The sequence below is a fragment of the Streptomyces sp. LaPpAH-108 genome, from assembly GCF_000373625.1.
Classification (GTDB): domain Bacteria; phylum Actinomycetota; class Actinomycetes; order Streptomycetales; family Streptomycetaceae; genus Streptomyces.
The window spans coordinates 252,738-268,249 of record NZ_KB891997.1 but is presented as its reverse complement, the minus strand read 5'-3'; the positions used below and the strand labels follow the sequence as shown (position 1 = coordinate 268,249).

Sequence of the window (15,512 nt, the reverse complement as noted above, 5' to 3'; positions counted from 1 at the left end):
TCCCGTGCGGGCGTCCGGGCTCGTCACCGCCGGCCACGATAAGACGTGCCGCCCGGTATCACAACGCTTTCGGACCGACCGCGCGCGCCGTGCGCGGGGTGCCGCATCCCCGTAAAAGCCGTTCAGTTTCGGTCAGTTGTCGAACTTGAACCACCCACATTACGCAACCATGCGGTGACCGATTGACAGAGTCTTTGCTTGATAAGCAAACCGGAAGGTCCGTATCTTCTGACACTGCGCATCCCTTCCTGCCGGATCTGCGACCACGGGAGCGGGCTCATGACTCTTCTGACACCTCAGGCAGCACTCCCCTCGGCACCCGGGAACGACGACGAGCACCACACACCCCCACTCCCTTCGACCGGTTCCGCACCGTCCCCGGCGGTGGCGGAGCTGACCCGGCTCCTCTTCGACGGCGGAGCGCGCGAGCGGGCGCACGGCCGCTGGCGCGACCTCATCGCGCGGGACACCTTCCGCCACCGCCCCGGTCTCGGCGCCGACGAGCGCGCCGAACTCTCCTACTCCTGGCTGCGCCTGGTGAACGACACCGCCGGGGCGCCCGAGCGGCTGGCCGACGATCCCGCCGAACTCGCGGCCCTGCACGAGTGGGCGGCCATCGTGGACGGTGGCGGCGGCCTGTGCACGGTGGCGAGCATCCACTACAACCTGTTCCTGGGCAGCCTGCTCGACCACGACGGCGGCCGGGACCTGTCCGACTTCACCTCGCTGCGCCGTGTCGGCACGTTCCTGTGCACCGAGCTGGAGCACGGCAACGACGCCTCGGCCCTGGAGACGACCGCCGAACTCGACCCGGCCACCGGCGGGTTCGTGCTGCACACCCCGCATCCGGGCGCCCAGAAGTTCATGCCCAACACGAGTCTGACCGGCGGCCCCAAGAGCGCGGTGGTCGCCGCACGGCTGCTGGTGGACGGCCGCGACGAGGGGGTCTTCCTGTTCCTGACCCCGCTCAGCGACGAGAACGGTCTGCGGCCGGGCGTACGGGTGCGCAGGCTGCCGATGCGCACCGGCGCGCCCGTGGACCACTGCATGACCTCCTTCGACCGGGTGCCGCTGCCGCGTTCCGCGCTGCTGGAGTCCGCGCACGGCCGCCTGGACGCCGAGGGCAGGCTGCACAGCGAACTCGGCAACCGGCGCAAGCGGTTCCTGCGCTCCATCGGCCGGGTCACCATGGGCAAGCTGTGCATGAGCGGCGCGGCGATCGGCGCCACCCGGGCAGCCCTCGCCATAGCCGTGCGCTACGGCGGCCACCGGCAGGTCAGCGGGCCGCGCGCGGGCGAGCGCATCCCGGTGAACGCCCACCGCTCGCACCACGGGCCGCTGTTGAAGGGTCTGGCGACCTCCTACGCCATGACCTTCCTGCACCGCAGGGCACTTGAGGGCTGGACCGCGCACCGCACGGACCCGGACACCGAACGGCAGGCGGAGGCCGAGCGGTTGGTGGCGGTGGCCAAGAGCTGGATCACCTGGCAGGCGCGGGAGGTGACCGTCGAGTGCCGTGAACGCTGCGGCGCCCAGGCGTTGTTCGCGGCCAACGGGTTGTCCGAGTTCCCGCAGTACATCGAGGGCACCGTCACCGCCGAGGGCGACAACACGGTGATCTGGGTGAAGGCCGCCGCCGAGATGCTGTTCGCCGAGCAGCCGCCGCCGGGCCCGCTCGACTCCCCTGCCTCAGCAGCCCAGTTGACCGACCCCCGGCATCTGCGGGAGCTGCTGGCCCGGGCGGAGTCGATCTGGCGGGACCGGGCGCGGACCCGGCTGCGGCAGGGGCCGTCCGGCGATCCGGTGGCCCGCTGGAACGGCGCCTCCTCGGCGGCCCTGGAGATGGTCGCGGCGCATGCCCGGCTGCGGGCGGCCGACGCCTTCCTGGACGCGGTGGACCGGGCGGCGGAGCCGGGGGCGCGGGCCCTGCTGGGGCGGCTGTGCCTGCTGTTCCTGCTGCGGGAGACGAGCGCCCGCAGCGGTGACCTGCTGGCGCACGGGCATCTCTCCCCGGAGCAGGTCTGCGCGCTGCCCGAGCTGGTGGACGACGTGCTGCGCGAGCTGGCCCCGCACATGAGCGCCCTGGTGGAGGCGTTCGACCTGCCGGGCGCCTTCCTGGACGGGGTGCCGCTGGCCAACTCGGGCGCGGTGTCGCTCGCGGACTACGCGCTGCCGCCCGAGTAAGGCCGTACGGCGGTTCCGGGCGCGGCCGGTGATGGCCGCGCCCCGAACCGCCGTGGTCAGCCGAGGAGTTCGGTGAACCTGCGGGTGTCGATGTTGCCGCCCGAGGCGATGATCCCGACGCGGCGCGGGAGGTTGTCGATCCGGCCGGAGAGGAGGGCGGCCAGGCCGGTCGCGCCGCTCGGTTCGAGGACGATCTTCAGCCGCTCGAAGGCGAACCGCATCGCCTCCACGATCTCCTCGTCGCTGACCAGCGCGATGGCGTCCACCAGGCGCTGGTTGAGCGCGAAGGTGATCTCGCCGGGCGAGGGCACCACCTGGCCGTCGGCGATGGAGCGAGGCACCGGGAGGGTGACGCGTTCGCCGCTGTCGAGGGAGCGCTTGGTGTCGTCGCCCTCCTCCGGCTCGACGCCGATGATCCGGACGGCCGGGTGGAGGGACTTGGCGGCGGTGGCGCAGCCCGCGATGAGCCCGCCGCCGCCCACGGGCACGACGAGCGCGTCGAGTTCGCCGGTCTCCTCCAGGAGTTCGAGCGCGGCGGTGCCCTGTCCGGCGATGACGTCGGGGTGGTCGTAGGGCGGGATCAGGGCGAGGCCCCGCTCCTCGGCGAGTTCGGCGCCGAGCGCGTTGCGCTCCTGGGTGTAGCGGTCGTAGGTGACGACCTCGGCGCCGTAGCCGAGGGTCGCCTCCATTTTGGAGCGGGGGGCGTCCTCGGGCATCAGGATGACGGCGGTGGTCCCCAGTTCACGGGCGGCAAGGGCGACCGCCTGGGCGTGGTTGCCGGAGGAGAACGCAGCGATGCCCTTGGCCAGTTGGTCGGGGGTGAGCCGGGCGGCGGCGTTGTAGGCGCCCCGGAACTTGAAGGCGCCGACCCGCTGGAAGTTCTCGCACTTGACGAACACCTCGGCGCCGACACGGGCATTGAGGGTGCGCGAGGTGATCACGGGGGTGCGGTGGGCGATGCCCTTCAGACGCGCGGCGGCGTCCCGGACGTCGTCGAGGGTGAGGGAGGGTACGGCGGCCATGGTGTCTTCCCTGGGGTGATCGGCGGTACGGGCGGGCGTGAACGGCCCGGTCATCTGGCGTAGTTGTAGACGGTGGCCCGGGAGACCCCGAGCAGGTCCGCGATGGTCCGGGCGGCGTCCCGGGAGGCGAAGTAGCCGTCGCGGTGGAGGCTGCGCACCAGTTCCCGCTTGGCGTCGCGACTCAGGGTGCGCGGGGTGCCGCCGCGCCGGGCGGCGTGGGTCTCGACGGCGGTGCGCAGTTCGCGTGCGGTGCGTTCACCGAGCGACTCCGGCGGCTCGTCGGGGTGTTCGGTGCCGGTGGCGACGAGCCGGTCCAGGGTGAGGGCGACCGGGGAGAGCACGGAGACGTCGAGGTTGAGGCAGAGGGCGGCGACGTAGTCACCGGCGCGGTTCTTGATGCCGATGGAGGTGCTTTTGGCGGGGCGGCCGTCGGGGAAGCGGTTGGGGTAGTTCTGGACGACGCCCGGGTAGCGCGGGTCGGCGATGCGCAGGAGTCCCAACTCGGTGGCGGAGTCGCCCACTTCGCGCCCGGAGAGGTTGTTCTCTATCGCGCGGATGGCGTGCTCGGGGTCGCGCAGGTCGTGCAGCACGACTTCGCACAGCCCGGGGAACATCCGGCCGAGGGCGACGGCGATCTTCTCGGTCTCCCGGATCAGATGCTCGTCCGCTTCGCATCCCTCCGGATCGAGGCCGTCCTCCATGAACATCCTCCGCTCGCACGGGAGTTGGCGGCCCGCGTGAACAGCGCACTTGGACCGGATTTCCAGTTCTGGACAATACATCCGGGCATCGCGCCGCACCAGGGCTTCGAGAGGCGACCGAGGTGCGACCGAGGTGCGGCCACCTCCCCCACTCCCCTCTTCCTCACCCAACTCGCAAACCATGTGAAGAAGCTGGGATACGATCTTCACGCGATACACACAAACGATCTCCAGGGGGGATTCCTTTGCGCGCACGCCTCGCCGCCACGGCCGTGGCCGTCGCCCTCGCCGGTGCCTTCTTCAGCGCACCGTCCGCGTCCGCCGCGACGGCGCTGCCGTCCAAGAACACGGCCCACCACTGTGTGCACCACACCACCGGGGTCTGCGGCTGGACGCACCACCAGAAGCCGAAGGACAAGTACGAGACGGCGAAGTGCAAGGACGCCTCGGTGTCGTACTCGAAGCACTCGCAGGGCACGTGTTCGCACCACCGCGGTGTGAAGTACTGGTTCAAGTAGGCCGGTCCAGGGGCCGTCACGGGGGTGACGGCCCCTTGTGCGGGTGGGGCCGGTGACTCATGATCGGGCGGACCCGTGTCCCGGCGGAACGGCAGGTGTGCCGTGCCTCCGGGACTTCGCCGTCCCCTGGAGCCGCCATGACACCCCCCACGGCCGTACCGTCCACGGACTCCCCCGGCAGCCGCCGTCTCGCCCTCGTCGGCGGATCGCTCGGCAATCTCGTCGAGTGGTACGACTGGTTCGTCTACGCCAGTTTCGCGATCTACTTCGCCGACTCCTTCTTCCCCGGCGACAACCCGACCACCCAGCTCCTCAACACCGCGGGCATCTTCGCCGTCGGCTTCCTGATGCGCCCGGTCGGCGGGTGGATCCTCGGCCGGGCCGCCGACCGGCACGGCCGCAAGAGCGCGCTGACCCTGACCGTCACGATGATGTCGGTGGCCGCGCTGCTCATCGCCGTGGCCCCCACCTACGGCCAGGTCGGCTACTTCGGCGCCCTCGTCCTCCTGCTCGCCCGGCTGCTCCAGGGGCTCAGCATCGGCGGCGAGTACGCGGCCAGCGCCACCTATCTCACCGAGGCGTCCGCACGGAACCGGCGCGGGCTCGGCTCCTCCTTCCAGTACGTGTCGATGACCTGCGGCCAGCTGCTCGGCCTGGCCATCCTGATCACGCTGCAACACACGCTGACCGACGACCAGTTGAAGAGCTGGGGCTGGCGCCTTCCGTTCGTGCTCGGTGCGGTGTTCGCCCTGGTGGTGTTCTGGCTGCGGCGGCGCCTGACGGAGACGGCGGCGTTCACCGAGGAGGCGGCCGACGAGGGTGAGCGGAGCACGCGCGGCACGCTCACCGCGCTGTGGGAACACCGGCGCGAGGCGGGCCTGGTCATGGCGCTCACCCTGGGCGGCACGGTGGCGTACTACACGTACACCACGTACCTCACCAAGTATCTGATCGGCAGTGCGGGCATGAGCAAGTCGACGGCCACGCTGGTGAGTTTCACCGCGCTCACCGTCTTCGCGCTGCTCCAGCCGCTGGCCGGGATGCTCTCCGACCGGATCGGCCGCAGGCCGCTGCTGATCACCTTCGCGGTGGGCTGCACGGTGGGCACCTACCCCATCATGACGGCGCTCGGCTCGGCGTCCTCCTACTGGTCGGCGCTGGGTCTGTCCCTGATCGCCCTGGTGATCGTCACCGGCTACACCTCGATCAACGCGGCAGTGAAGGCCGAACTGTTCCCCACCCGCGTCCGCGCCCTCGGCGTCGCCCTCCCCTACGCCGTCGCCAACGCCCTCTTCGGCGGCACCGCGGAATACGTCGCCCTGTGGTTCAAGGACGCGGGCCACGAACGCCTCTTCTTCTGGTACGTCTCCGCCTGCGCGCTGATCTCCCTGGTGACGTACGTCCTGATGCCGGACACCCGGAACGCGGCGCTGAGCAAGGCGGAGACCCGGCACACCGAGAAGGCGGCGGCGCTATAGCTGATGCGTCCAGGCGATCACGAACACGACCGCCCCCGCCGAGAGCAGCAGCGCGACGGGCAGCGCCCAGGCCCCGGTTCGTTCACCCCGGACGAACCGGGCGCCCAGGCGGTCGTCCAGACCGGCGATGAACCACAGCAGGCCCAGGCCTCCGGCCACGACGGGCAGGCTGAGCAGGAAGTGCGCCAGCCAGGCCCCGGTGCGCGTGGGCCCGCCCCACGAGTGGTCGTACGGTCCCTGGTCGACGAATCCGTACAGCGCCCCGCGCGCGATGACCAGCAGTTCCATGCCGACGAGCACGAACGCGACGGCGCCGAGCAGGATGCCCGTCCCCGCGTGGAGCAGTCTGCGTAAACGGTGGGGATCGTGGCCCTTCAGCGCGGTGCCGGAGCGGGCCACACTCACCGGAAGGAGCGCCGCGGCCCGGAGGATGTCGATGGCGACTGGTCTGATCGATGTCATGCCAGGACGCTAGGCCGCCGGGCCGGGGCACTGCCTCGTGCGGGGGCACGATCGCGGCCCCCGGGACGGGCTCCGGGTCTCCCCCGTTCCGCGCTCGGGGTCTCCCCTACAGCGCGCTCGGGGACTGCCCCTGAGGCGTCTCTTCCAGGCCCAGTCCCCGGCGTCCCGTCTCGTTCAGGGCCTCCGGCGCGAACCGGTCCGGCCAGGTGCGCTCGTAGTGTTCCTCGGGGAAGTCGGACGGGCTGGAGCCGGTGAGGAAGGCGGCGCGGACCGAGTCGGCGTACTCCTCGTTGCGCGGGCACCAGGGGGCGGCGGGGATGTACATGACGTTGCCCCAGCCCTGCTGGTCCCGGACGGAGGCCACGCTGTGGATCATGTCGCAGTGCCACCAGACGGAGTCCCCGGCGCGCACGTCCGGGATGCCGCTGAGGGCTTCGAGGAGCAGGGGGTGCCACTGCTCGCTCGCGGGGAAGACCTGGTTGACGGTGACCCCGCACATGTCGTCCTCAGGGACGTCCGCGAGCAGCGGGCGGAGCATCAGCAGGGCCATGGCCTCGGGGACCGGCACGGTGTGCAGGACGCCCTGGTCGTGGTCCATGTCGGACAGCGCGGTCCAGCCCTGGAAGGTGCGGAACGCCGAGCACATGGTCGAGCCGGGGTACTGCGGGCCCGCCGTGCGGTGGGCCGGGTTCCAGGGGTCGTACTCCTCCACCGTGCCGTCGAAGAGGTGGCGGAAGGCACGCTGGTAGGCCCCGGTCATCCACAGGTCGAGGGTGCCGGGGTCGCAGTGGGCGCCGAGACCCGCGGAGTCGGCGCCCGGCGGACGGCGGCGGATGCGGTCCGGGTAGAGCGCGTCGCGGTCGGGGTCGAACCACCGCACCCCGTCGGAGGTGTGCTTCCAGAAGGAGTTGAGGAAGGACTGCACACGGGCCATGCGTCCGCTCTGCCGGGCCTCCATCTGGGGCGGGGACCAGTAGACCGGGTAGATCTCGGGCCGGGAGCCGACACTGCCGAAGAAGTCGTCGCCGGGGCCCCGGTAGTTCTCGAAGAACCGGTTGCCCTCGACGTAGTCCACGATCCCGGCGTCCCAGGCCAGCGCCCGCTCGCGCGGGAAGTGGCCGCGCACGACGAGACAGCCGCGCCGCTCGACCGCCGCGCGCTGCTCGTCGGTCACGGTGCCGTTCTCGATGTCGGCGTACTCGATGACGGGCCAGACCGGCTCGCCCGCCTCGCGCGCGGCGCGGATCTCCGCGACCCGCTCGGCCACGCGCCGCTCGGCGACGGCGTAGACCTCCTCCACGGTCCGGCCCGACGCCTCGATCCGGGCGCGCAACGCGGCCTTGATCGTGCGGATCGCGGCGGGCAGGTCCTCGGGCACGGTGTCCCAGTGCGGCAACTCCCCCGTCTGGGGCTGCTGTTCAGCGGCGAGCGTCATCGCCCGGCTCCTTCGGTACGGCTCTGCGTGGGTGGCGTACGGCGGTACGGACTCCTGCCCGATGATTTAGTCAGGAGTCCTTACCAATCCCACCGTAGGCATCGCGACCGCTTTAGGCAACAGCCCTTACTAGGATGCGGTCCATGACTCCCGCCAAGCCCTCCTTGGAGATGCTCCGCGCGCTCACCGACGAGAACGTGCTGCGCGCGCTGATGGCGCACCCGCGCCTGACCAGGGCGGAGATCGCCGCCCTGACCGGCATCTCGAAGCCGACCATCTCCGACGGCGTGCAGCGCCTGGCCGGGGCCGGGCTGCTGGTGGACACCGGCGAGCGGACGACGGGGCGCGGACGCGCGGGCTCGTACTACGCGCTCGCCCCTCGCCTCGGCACCGCGCTGGTCGCGAGCATCACCCCCTACGGCGTGACCGGCGAGACCGTCGACGCCCTCGGCGACACCGTGGACCGCGCCCGCGCGGACCTCGGCCGCAACGCGGGCGAACGCCGGGCCGCCCGCGCGCTCGCCGAGGTCGCCGAGAAGCTCCGCCCCTCCGAGCGGGGCGCCCCGCGCACGGCGGTGGTCAGCGCCGCCGACCCGGTGGACCGGGCGAGCGGCAGACTGGTCCGGCTCCCCGACGCCCCCTTCCTGGTGGGCGACCTGGACCCGGCCGCCGTGCTCGCCCCACATGTGAACGGCCCCGTCCTGGTGGACAACGACATCAACTGGGCGGCCCGCGCCGAGCGCCGGACGGGCGGCGCGGCCGGGGTGGACGACTTCGTGTACGTCCACCTCGGTGAGGGACTGGGCTGCGCCGTCGTCACGGACGGCGCCGTACGGCGCGGCCACCGGGGGCTCGCGGGCGAGATCGCCCATGTCTGCGTGCCGGGTCCGGACGGTACGGCGATGCCGCTGACCGAGGTGTTCGCCGCGCTCGGGCTGCGCCGGGCCGACTCGACGGCCATCGACGCGGAGGCGGTACGGGCGGCGGTCACCGGGGACGGCGGCACGGACCCGGCACGGGTGCGGGACGCGCTCGCGCGGGCGGTCGGCGGGGTGCTGAGCGCGGCCGTCGCCCTGACCGACCCGGACCTGGTGGTCGTGGGCGGCGAGTGGGGGCGGCTGCCGGTGATGATCGACGCGATCCGCCACCAGATGACGGGCGGCCCCCGCCCCGTCCCCGTCACGGCGGCCACGGTGACGGACCCGGAGCTGACCGGCGCCCGCGCCCGCGCCGTGGAGGAGCTGCGGGACCTGATCGTCCGCTCGGCCCACCCGACGGAGTGACCGGCCCGCGAAAACCGCTGGTCATCGCCGGGCTTCGCTGCTGGGATGGCCGGATGCGACAGGACACACCCATGGACGTGGACCGGGGCTCCTACCCGGACGCCGTCACGCCCTGGGAGCGGGCGGACTGGCGGCGGGACGCGCTCGGCTGGATCGGCGAGCGGCTGACCGAGCACGGGCTGCGGGCGAGCGGGGCGCCGAGCGCACGGGTGCGCCCGTGGTCGGTGCTGGTGCGGGTGCCCGTGGACGAGGATGGGGCCGGGGACGGGGGCGTGGGCGGGGACGCAGGCGGCACGGTGTGGTTCAAGGCGAACCCGCCCGCGAGCCGCTTCGAGGCCCCGCTGACCGCCGCCCTCGCCGAGTGGGTGCCGGGGCGGGTGCTGCGCCCGCTCGCCGTCGACGCCGTGCGCGGCTGGTCGCTGCTGCCGCACGAGGGCCCGCTGTTCCGCACCGTGCTGGAGACCGAGGCGGTGGAACCCCGCGCGTGGGAGGACCTGCTCCAGCAGTACGCCACGCTGCAGCGCGCCCTCGTCCCTCGTGCCGACGCGCTCGAACGGCTCGGTGTGCCGCGCATCCGTACGCCCGGACTCCCCGCCGTCTTCGACGAGTTGCTGGCCGCGAGCACGTCACTGGAGCCCGCGGAACGGGCCCGGCTGACCGCGCTGCGTCCCCGGCTGGTGGACTGGTGCGCGGAGTTGGCGGCCCTGGGCATCCCCGACTCGCTCGACCACGCGGATCTGCACGAGGGCCAGGCGTTCCGCCCCGAGCCGGGCCGCTTCGTCTTCTTCGACTGGGGGGACGCCGTCGTCTCCCACCCGTTCACCAGCCTGCGCGTCCCGGGCCGCCAGGCCGAGCAGCGGTACGGCGCCGGGGTACTGCCCCGGCTGCGTGACGCCTATCTGGAGCCGTGGACCGGCGACGGACACGCGGCGGCGGAGCTGCGGCGCGCGGCGCGGATCGCCTGGCGCCTCGGCGTCCTGGGGCGGGTCCGCTCCTGGGCCGGGGTCTTCCCCACGGCCTCCGCGCTGACGGCCGTGTCCGGTGGCCGTGCGCTGCTGGAGCTGCTGGACGAGCCCTCGCTCCGATGAGGGGACGGCCGTCAGGTCAGGCGGTCGAGGGGCCGCCCGCGCGCATGCGGTCGCGGCGGGCGTTGTTGTAGATGCGCAGCAGGTGCTTGGCCACCGCGCAGGGGGCGGCATCGGCGTGGCACTGGCGGCAGGTGCGCACATGCTGGTCGTAGGAGAAACGCGCGTTCTCGAATGCTTCGTCGGCAGCAGACATGGCCATCTCCGGGCAGGGCACGGCCTCGCGGACCGCGCTGAGTTGACTGGCGGGTAACACCCGAAGTCAAGGTCATCATGTTACTGCCGGTATTGGGAAACTGGCCGGTAACCACGCTCTGACCTGCACACATGTCCTCCACACCGGTCCTGCACACGAAGCACGAAGGAGGGGGAGCCGTCCGCCGACGGCTCCCCCTCCCGCTGTGGTGCGCCGTCAGGAACGGCGGGTACGGCTGACGTACACCGTTCCGGCGCCGAGGGCCAGCACCAGGGCGGCCCCGCCCGCGAGCATGCCGACCGAGCCGGCACCGGTCTCCGCCAGCGGCGGCTTGGCACCGCCGTTGGGCGACGCCTTCGCCTCGGCCGACGGGCTGCTGTTCAGCGGCGGCACGTGGGCGCTGGTGGACGGCGTGCCGGACGGCTTCGGCTTCGGCGCCGGGGTCGTCTCCTTGCCCGACGGCGCGCTCGGCTCCGGGCTCGCGGAGGACTCCTCCGGGGCCGAGGCGGACGGGGTGGGCGCGGACGGCGAGGACGGCGACTCCGGGGTGGTGGACTCGCAGCGCTTGTCACCGCCGTTCCAGGCGGCGATCAGGTGGTACGGGGTGAGCACGCCGGTCCGCACGTCGGGCAGCTGGCCGTGGCCCTCGCCCTCCTTGCCGTCGTAGGCGATGTCGTCGCCGTACAGGTCGATCTGGCCGAAGCAGGTGGGCGCCTTGACGCTGAGCTTCTGCCATGCGCGGCCCGAGTCGTCCTGTCCGGCGACGTCCTTGCCGGTCAGGTAGACGGTGGCCTTGTCGACCATCCGCTGCTCGCCGGAGGAGGCCCAGTTCGGGCCCTCGGTGGTGTACTCCGCCAGCGAGACGGGGTACTTGCAGCCCGCGCCGACGCTCTGGCCGGGGGCGAGGCGGACCTCGACGGTGCCGGGGACGGTGTCCCACTGGTGGAACCCGCCCTGCGAGGTCCAGTCCGCGCCGACGGTCTTGCCGTCCGCGTCGACGAGGCGGTACTGGACGGTGGCGGACTGGCATCCGCCGCCGTCGGAGGCGAGGGCCGGGCCCGCCCCGATCAGGGGCGCGGCTGCCGCCGCGAGGAAGGTGGCCGCGACCGCGGCGAGGGACCTGGCTGGTTGAGAGCGTGACAAGGTGAGCCTCTGTCCATTCGGCAGGTGTGGGAGGTGGCGGACACGACACACCGGCGTCGGCGCACGGCAGTCGCGTCGCTTCGCGGGCCCGAGGCCAAGCGAAGATAGCCAGAGTCTTGTCGGCTTTACAACTCCCGTCAATTTCCCACGAGTTCATCACCGCTGAAACTCAACCGGACTGATTTCGCAGCTCAGCACGGATGGAAAATGTCGGCATCGGGCCCGGTATCCGGGAGTTGGGGCACTCGACATGTCCCGTCATCCCCGGACACGGACACCGTGGGATCCGTGCCGGATCACCCGCCGAGCCGCCCGCCCGATCTCCCGCCGTGAAAAGCTACTCGCCGGGTGCGACGGCCGACGCCAGCACGCGGGCGGTGCGCTCGATCAGCGACTCGTCCACGGGCGCGTCCTGCTCCGCCTTCGTGGTCAGCACGGTGAGCACGACCGGGGTGCGGCGCGTGGTCCAGGCGATGCCGAGGTCGTGGGCGCTGGCGTAGGAGCCGGTGCCGGTCTTGTCGGCGAGCGTCCAGTCGGCGGGCAGTCCGGCGCGGAACCGCTTGGTGCTGGTGGTGTTGCCGCTCAGCCAGGCGACGAGCTGTCGCCGGTCGGCCGCGGAGAGCGCGCTGCCCAGGGTCAGCCGCTCCAGGCTCCGCCCGAGGGCGTACGGGGTCGAGGTGTCGCGCGGATCACCGGGGATCGCGGTGTTCAGGTCGGTCTCCCAGCGGTCGAGCCTGCTCACCTCGTCGCCGAGGGAGCGGAAGAACCGGGTGAGCCCGGCCGGGCCGCCGATACGGCGCAGCATGAGGTTGCCCGCCGTGTTGTCGCTGTACCGGATGGCGAGCGCGCACGCGTCGCGCACGGGCATGCCCGTCTCCAGATAGTCCTCGCTGTGCTCGGAGTTGGACAGGATGTCGGCGGGCGGGAAGTGGATCAGCTCGTCGAGCCCGCATTCGGCACCGCACTGACCGCCGTGACCGCTGTGGTCCCGCAGTACGGCCGCCGCCGCGAACGCCTTGAACAGCGAGCACATCGCGAACGGCTCCCCCGCGCGGTACGCGACGGTCCGCCCGGTGCGCGTGTTGCGGGCGTAGACGCCGAGACGCGCGTCGTACTCCCGCTCCAGCGCGCGCAGTCGAGCGGTCACGTCGTCGGGCCCGGAGTCCGCGGCGGCGCGCGCCGTCAGCGTCGGGGTGAACGCGGCGGCAGCGGCGAGGGCGCCGCCCGCGCGGAGCAGACGGCGGCGGGGCACGGAGGTGGTGCGGGGCATGGGAAAGGTCCTCCCGGATCGTCCGTAGGAGTCGGCCGTCGGCCCGGTGGATCACCGACGGGAGGACAGCGAAACAGCCGCACACCACCCATGTCCAAGAGTGAACTTTGAAGCCCGCATGCCTTTTTGATATGACGCCTGCATGGATCTCCTCGCGCACCTCGCGGCCTACGCGGCGACCGCCGACGAGGCGAGCTTCTCCCGGGCGGCCGACCGGCTCGGGATCGCCCAGCCGCTGCTGAGCCGCCGCATCAAGTCCCTGGAGACCCATTTCGGGGGCCAGTTGTTCGACCGTTCGCGACGGCAGGTCACCGTCACGGACTTCGGCCGATCGCTGCTGCCCTACGCACGGGACGTGCTGGAGCGGGCCGAGCGTCTGGAGGGTGCCGCCCGTTCGGCGCGGGCGGGCCGGGTGCGCGCGGTCGGGGTGCCGCCGGACTGCGCCCCGGTGGCGCTGGCCCGGGTGATCCGGGCGGGCACGGAGCACGGGATGACGCTGTCGGTGCGGGAACTCACGCCGCTGGAGCGCGAGTCGGGCATTGCCGACGGCTCGCTCGCCTACGTCCTCGCCCGGGTCGCCCCCGAACGGGCCGCGCTCCGGGTGCCGTTGGGGCTGGCTTCGGCGTCCGGACCGGAGCGGCGGGTGGTCCACCTGGAGGATCTGCGGCCCCGGAGGAAGGCCACCGACCGGGTCGCGGCTCTCCCCGTCCTCACCCTGGCCGAGGACGAAGTACCCGACTTCCAGGACCGGTTGACGCGTGCCGTGGCCCGTGCCGGGCTGCCGGAGCGGCTGGTGGGGAGCGCCGGTCCGGCCGCCACCGCGCTGGCCGAGACGCTGGCCGGGCGGGCGGCACTGCTGTGCGCGGAGCCGTTCGCGGCGCGGCACGGGGCGAGCTGGGCCCCGCTCGCGGACACCTCGCTGCACCGGGGGTACGACGTGCGCGCGGGCGAGCGGGGCGGGGTGCCCGACTGGCTGGCCAGGACCCTGGCGGCCACCGTGGGCGCGGCCCGGCGCGGTGCGGCCGATGGCCGGGCCACCACGCGGACGGTGGTGGGCGGATGAGCGCCGAGGAGGAGTACCGGCCCGTCTTCACCGCCTCGGAGGGGCGCCTGCTGGACGTGGCGGAGGCCGTCGCCCGCGACTGGGACGCGCTCGGGGTGCGCGGCTCGTTCCTGGCCCGCGACCTCGACTCGGGCGAACAGCTCGGCTTCGGCGCCGACACCCCGCTGCCCCTCGCCTCGGTGGTGAAGGTGCCCCTTGCCCTGGTGGTCCTGGACCGGATCGCGGCCGGGGAACTCGACCCGGCGCACCCGGTGCCGTACACCCCGGCCGCCGGTGCCGCCGGTCCCACCGGGCTCGCGGCCTTCCGGCATCCGGCCACGGTGGCCGTCGGTGACCTGCTGCTCCTGATGCTGTCGGTGAGCGACAACGCCGCCGCCGACCTGCTGTTCGACCTGGTGCCGGTCGCGGAGGTGGCCGCGCGGCTGCGCGCGTGGGGCTGCGCGGACCTGTGGGTGCGGCACCGGATGAGCCACATGTACGCGTGCGCGGCGGGCGCCGCCGGGAACGACTTCTCGCTCGCCCTGGAGCTGGCCGTGCGCGACGAGCGGACCGGGCGGCACACCATCGAGACCCTGGACCCGGCGCGGGCGAACGCGGGTACGGCCGCCGCCCTGGTGGACCTGCTGGAACGGGTGTGGCTCGACCGGATCTCCGTGCCGGGGGCCACCGCCGAGCTGCGCCGTCTGATGGGGCATCAGGTCTTCACCCAGCGGATGGGCGGTGAACTGCGCACGGATTCCCTGCGGTTCGGCGGGAAGACCGGCACGTTCCTGCATCTGCGGCACGAGATCGGGGTGGTGGAGGCGGACTCCGGCGCTCGGGTGGCGGTGGCGGCGCTGACCCGCGCGGACCGGCGGGCGGCCCTGGCGCCGGACATCGACTTCGCGATCGGGGCCGCCGCGCGGGAGGCGTTCGAGGCGCTGCGCGGCTGAGGTCGCGGGCGACCGCCGCCGCCCGGAGGCACCCCGTCAGCCTCTGCCCCCGCTGAGCTTGCGCCACTCCGGCCCGACGCGCTTCCACTCCTTGTCCCACTCGGACAGCTGCCGCCGTACCAGCGAGCCGCGCAGCAGCCGGCCTCCGGCCCAGACCGCCGTACCGCTGACCTGGGCGACGAGGAGGCCGGTGAGCACGGTCTGGAGGGCGGCCTCGGCGGTGGAGGCGGGCGGCGGCACGGTCCGGCCGGTGCCGTCGGTCCATACGGTGGTGGCGCTGCCCGCCGAGGTCCCGGGCCGCACCTTCGTCCGTCCCGTGTGCACGGAGCCGTCGGGGTCGGTCCAGCGCACGGTGGCCCACACATGGTCGCCGTCGTAGCCGCTGCCCTCGGTGACGCTGCGCGCCGCGTCGGCGGTGAGCACGGCGGAGACGGTGTGCACCTGGGCGCGGCGGGCGGCGAGCGAGGCGTCCACGGTCTGTCCGGCGGCCCAGCCCGCGAGCGCGCCGCCCAGGACGGCGAAGACCCAGGTGAGCAGAATGATCCAGCCCTCGGCCAGATCGCTGCGCCGCCGCAGCGGGTTGCGCCGCCAGCGCCACAGGCGGACCCGGGTGACCGGGGGCGTCCATGGTGTGCGAGTCATCGGCCGCCGCCTCCTCTCGCCTGCTCACGGCCGCGTGGCGGAGTGTCGGCCCGAAGGCTTCCTCACCACCATCGTGCACCCGGGCCCGCGTGGGCGCA

The 15,512-nt window shown here is 72.9% G+C and carries 15 protein-coding genes; 7 read left to right on the top strand and 8 right to left on the bottom strand.

What is annotated here, in order from left to right:
* Nucleotides 1–384 precede the first annotated feature (384 nt).
* Nucleotides 385–2,184, top strand: a complete 1,800-nt coding sequence (locus B079_RS0125745; RefSeq protein WP_018548734.1) for an acyl-CoA dehydrogenase — start codon at nt 385–387, stop codon at nt 2,182–2,184.
* A 56-nt stretch (nt 2,185–2,240) separates the two neighbouring features.
* On the opposite strand, the gene B079_RS0125740 is transcribed toward B079_RS0125745, so the two are convergent.
* The gene (locus B079_RS0125740) at nt 2,241–3,206 is read right to left on the bottom strand and encodes a threo-3-hydroxy-L-aspartate ammonia-lyase (protein ID WP_018548733.1); all 966 of its coding nucleotides are present in this window, start codon (nt 3,204–3,206) and stop codon (nt 2,241–2,243) included.
* A gap of 50 nt (nt 3,207–3,256) precedes the next feature.
* Nucleotides 3,257–3,913 carry a PAS domain-containing protein gene (locus tag B079_RS0125735; protein ID WP_018548732.1) on the bottom strand — a complete coding sequence of 219 codons (657 nt, stop codon included), beginning with the start codon at nt 3,911–3,913 and terminating at the stop codon, nt 3,257–3,259.
* A 239-nt stretch (nt 3,914–4,152) separates the two neighbouring features.
* On the opposite strand from B079_RS0125735, the gene B079_RS0125730 reads away from it, so the two are divergent.
* Both B079_RS0125730 and B079_RS0125725 read left to right on the top strand, forming a co-directional pair.
* The gene (locus B079_RS0125730; RefSeq protein WP_018548731.1) at nt 4,153–4,425 is read left to right on the top strand and encodes a DUF3761 domain-containing protein; all 273 of its coding nucleotides are present in this window, start codon (nt 4,153–4,155) and stop codon (nt 4,423–4,425) included.
* Nucleotides 4,426–4,562: 137 nt separating this feature from the next.
* Nucleotides 4,563–5,903 (top strand): MFS transporter, encoded by a 1,341-nt coding sequence (locus B079_RS0125725; RefSeq protein ID WP_018548730.1) that lies wholly within the window; start codon nt 4,563–4,565, stop codon nt 5,901–5,903.
* On the opposite strand, the gene B079_RS32780 is transcribed toward B079_RS0125725, so the two are convergent.
* Together B079_RS32780 and B079_RS0125715 are read right to left on the bottom strand one after the other, a co-directional pair.
* Nucleotides 5,898–6,365, bottom strand: a complete 468-nt coding sequence (locus tag B079_RS32780) for a hypothetical protein (protein ID WP_018548729.1) — start codon at nt 6,363–6,365, stop codon at nt 5,898–5,900. The genes B079_RS0125725 and B079_RS32780 overlap by 6 nt on opposite strands.
* Before the next feature lie 106 nt (nt 6,366–6,471).
* Nucleotides 6,472–7,800: a DUF1479 domain-containing protein gene (locus B079_RS0125715; protein WP_018548728.1), complete on the bottom strand. Its 1,329-nt coding sequence runs from the start codon at nt 7,798–7,800 to the stop codon at nt 6,472–6,474.
* A 143-nt stretch (nt 7,801–7,943) separates the two neighbouring features.
* Between B079_RS0125715 and B079_RS0125710 the strand changes: the two genes are divergently transcribed.
* Together B079_RS0125710 and B079_RS0125705 are read left to right on the top strand one after the other, a co-directional pair.
* Entirely contained in the window at nt 7,944–9,083 is a 1,140-nt protein-coding gene (locus B079_RS0125710; protein WP_018548727.1) for an ROK family transcriptional regulator, read from the top strand.
* 53 nt (nt 9,084–9,136) lie between these two features.
* On the top strand, nt 9,137–10,171 hold the full coding sequence (locus B079_RS0125705) for a phosphotransferase (RefSeq protein WP_026249082.1): 1,035 nt from the start codon (nt 9,137–9,139) through the stop codon (nt 10,169–10,171).
* Nucleotides 10,172–10,187: 16 nt separating this feature from the next.
* Here B079_RS0125705 and B079_RS35600 read toward each other — a convergent pair whose 3' ends face one another.
* The 3 genes from B079_RS35600 to bla form a co-directional block, all read right to left on the bottom strand.
* The gene (locus tag B079_RS35600; protein ID WP_018548725.1) at nt 10,188–10,364 is read right to left on the bottom strand and encodes a hypothetical protein; all 177 of its coding nucleotides are present in this window, start codon (nt 10,362–10,364) and stop codon (nt 10,188–10,190) included.
* 216 nt (nt 10,365–10,580) lie between these two features.
* Nucleotides 10,581–11,507 carry a hypothetical protein gene (locus B079_RS0125695; RefSeq protein WP_018548724.1) on the bottom strand — a complete coding sequence of 309 codons (927 nt, stop codon included), beginning with the start codon at nt 11,505–11,507 and terminating at the stop codon, nt 10,581–10,583.
* A gap of 337 nt (nt 11,508–11,844) precedes the next feature.
* Nucleotides 11,845–12,777 (bottom strand): class A beta-lactamase, encoded by a 933-nt coding sequence (gene bla / locus B079_RS0125690; protein WP_018548723.1) that lies wholly within the window; start codon nt 12,775–12,777, stop codon nt 11,845–11,847.
* Nucleotides 12,778–12,919: 142 nt separating this feature from the next.
* Here bla and B079_RS0125685 point away from each other — a divergent pair, with 142 nt between their 5' ends.
* Complete coding sequence (locus B079_RS0125685) at nt 12,920–13,840, top strand: LysR family transcriptional regulator (RefSeq protein ID WP_018548722.1); 921 nt, start codon at nt 12,920–12,922, stop codon at nt 13,838–13,840.
* Nucleotides 13,837–14,772 (top strand): serine hydrolase, encoded by a 936-nt coding sequence (locus B079_RS0125680; RefSeq protein ID WP_018548721.1) that lies wholly within the window; start codon nt 13,837–13,839, stop codon nt 14,770–14,772. The genes B079_RS0125685 and B079_RS0125680 overlap by 4 nt, the downstream gene beginning before the upstream one ends.
* A gap of 36 nt (nt 14,773–14,808) precedes the next feature.
* Here the strand turns inward: B079_RS0125680 and B079_RS0125675 are convergent, their stop codons facing one another.
* Nucleotides 14,809–15,414: a hypothetical protein gene (locus tag B079_RS0125675; protein ID WP_018548720.1), complete on the bottom strand. Its 606-nt coding sequence runs from the start codon at nt 15,412–15,414 to the stop codon at nt 14,809–14,811.
* Nucleotides 15,415–15,512: the final 98 nt, after the last annotated feature.

Coding starts and splice junctions, on each gene's coding strand:
- B079_RS0125735 (WP_018548732.1), bottom strand. CDS start 3,913: ATGTTCATGGAGGACGGCCTCGATCCGGAGGGATGCGAAGCGGACGAG.
- B079_RS0125685 (WP_018548722.1), top strand. CDS start 12,920: ATGGATCTCCTCGCGCACCTCGCGGCCTACGCGGCGACCGCCGACGAG.
- B079_RS0125710 (WP_018548727.1), top strand. CDS start 7,944: ATGACTCCCGCCAAGCCCTCCTTGGAGATGCTCCGCGCGCTCACCGAC.
- B079_RS35600 (WP_018548725.1), bottom strand. CDS start 10,364: ATGTCTGCTGCCGACGAAGCATTCGAGAACGCGCGTTTCTCCTACGAC.
- B079_RS0125715 (WP_018548728.1), bottom strand. CDS start 7,800: ATGACGCTCGCCGCTGAACAGCAGCCCCAGACGGGGGAGTTGCCGCAC.
- B079_RS0125740 (WP_018548733.1), bottom strand. CDS start 3,206: ATGGCCGCCGTACCCTCCCTCACCCTCGACGACGTCCGGGACGCCGCC.
- bla (WP_018548723.1), bottom strand. CDS start 12,777: ATGCCCCGCACCACCTCCGTGCCCCGCCGCCGTCTGCTCCGCGCGGGC.
- B079_RS0125680 (WP_018548721.1), top strand. CDS start 13,837: ATGAGCGCCGAGGAGGAGTACCGGCCCGTCTTCACCGCCTCGGAGGGG.
- B079_RS0125675 (WP_018548720.1), bottom strand. CDS start 15,414: ATGACTCGCACACCATGGACGCCCCCGGTCACCCGGGTCCGCCTGTGG.
- B079_RS0125705 (WP_026249082.1), top strand. CDS start 9,137: ATGCGACAGGACACACCCATGGACGTGGACCGGGGCTCCTACCCGGAC.
- B079_RS0125725 (WP_018548730.1), top strand. CDS start 4,563: ATGACACCCCCCACGGCCGTACCGTCCACGGACTCCCCCGGCAGCCGC.
- B079_RS32780 (WP_018548729.1), bottom strand. CDS start 6,365: ATGACATCGATCAGACCAGTCGCCATCGACATCCTCCGGGCCGCGGCG.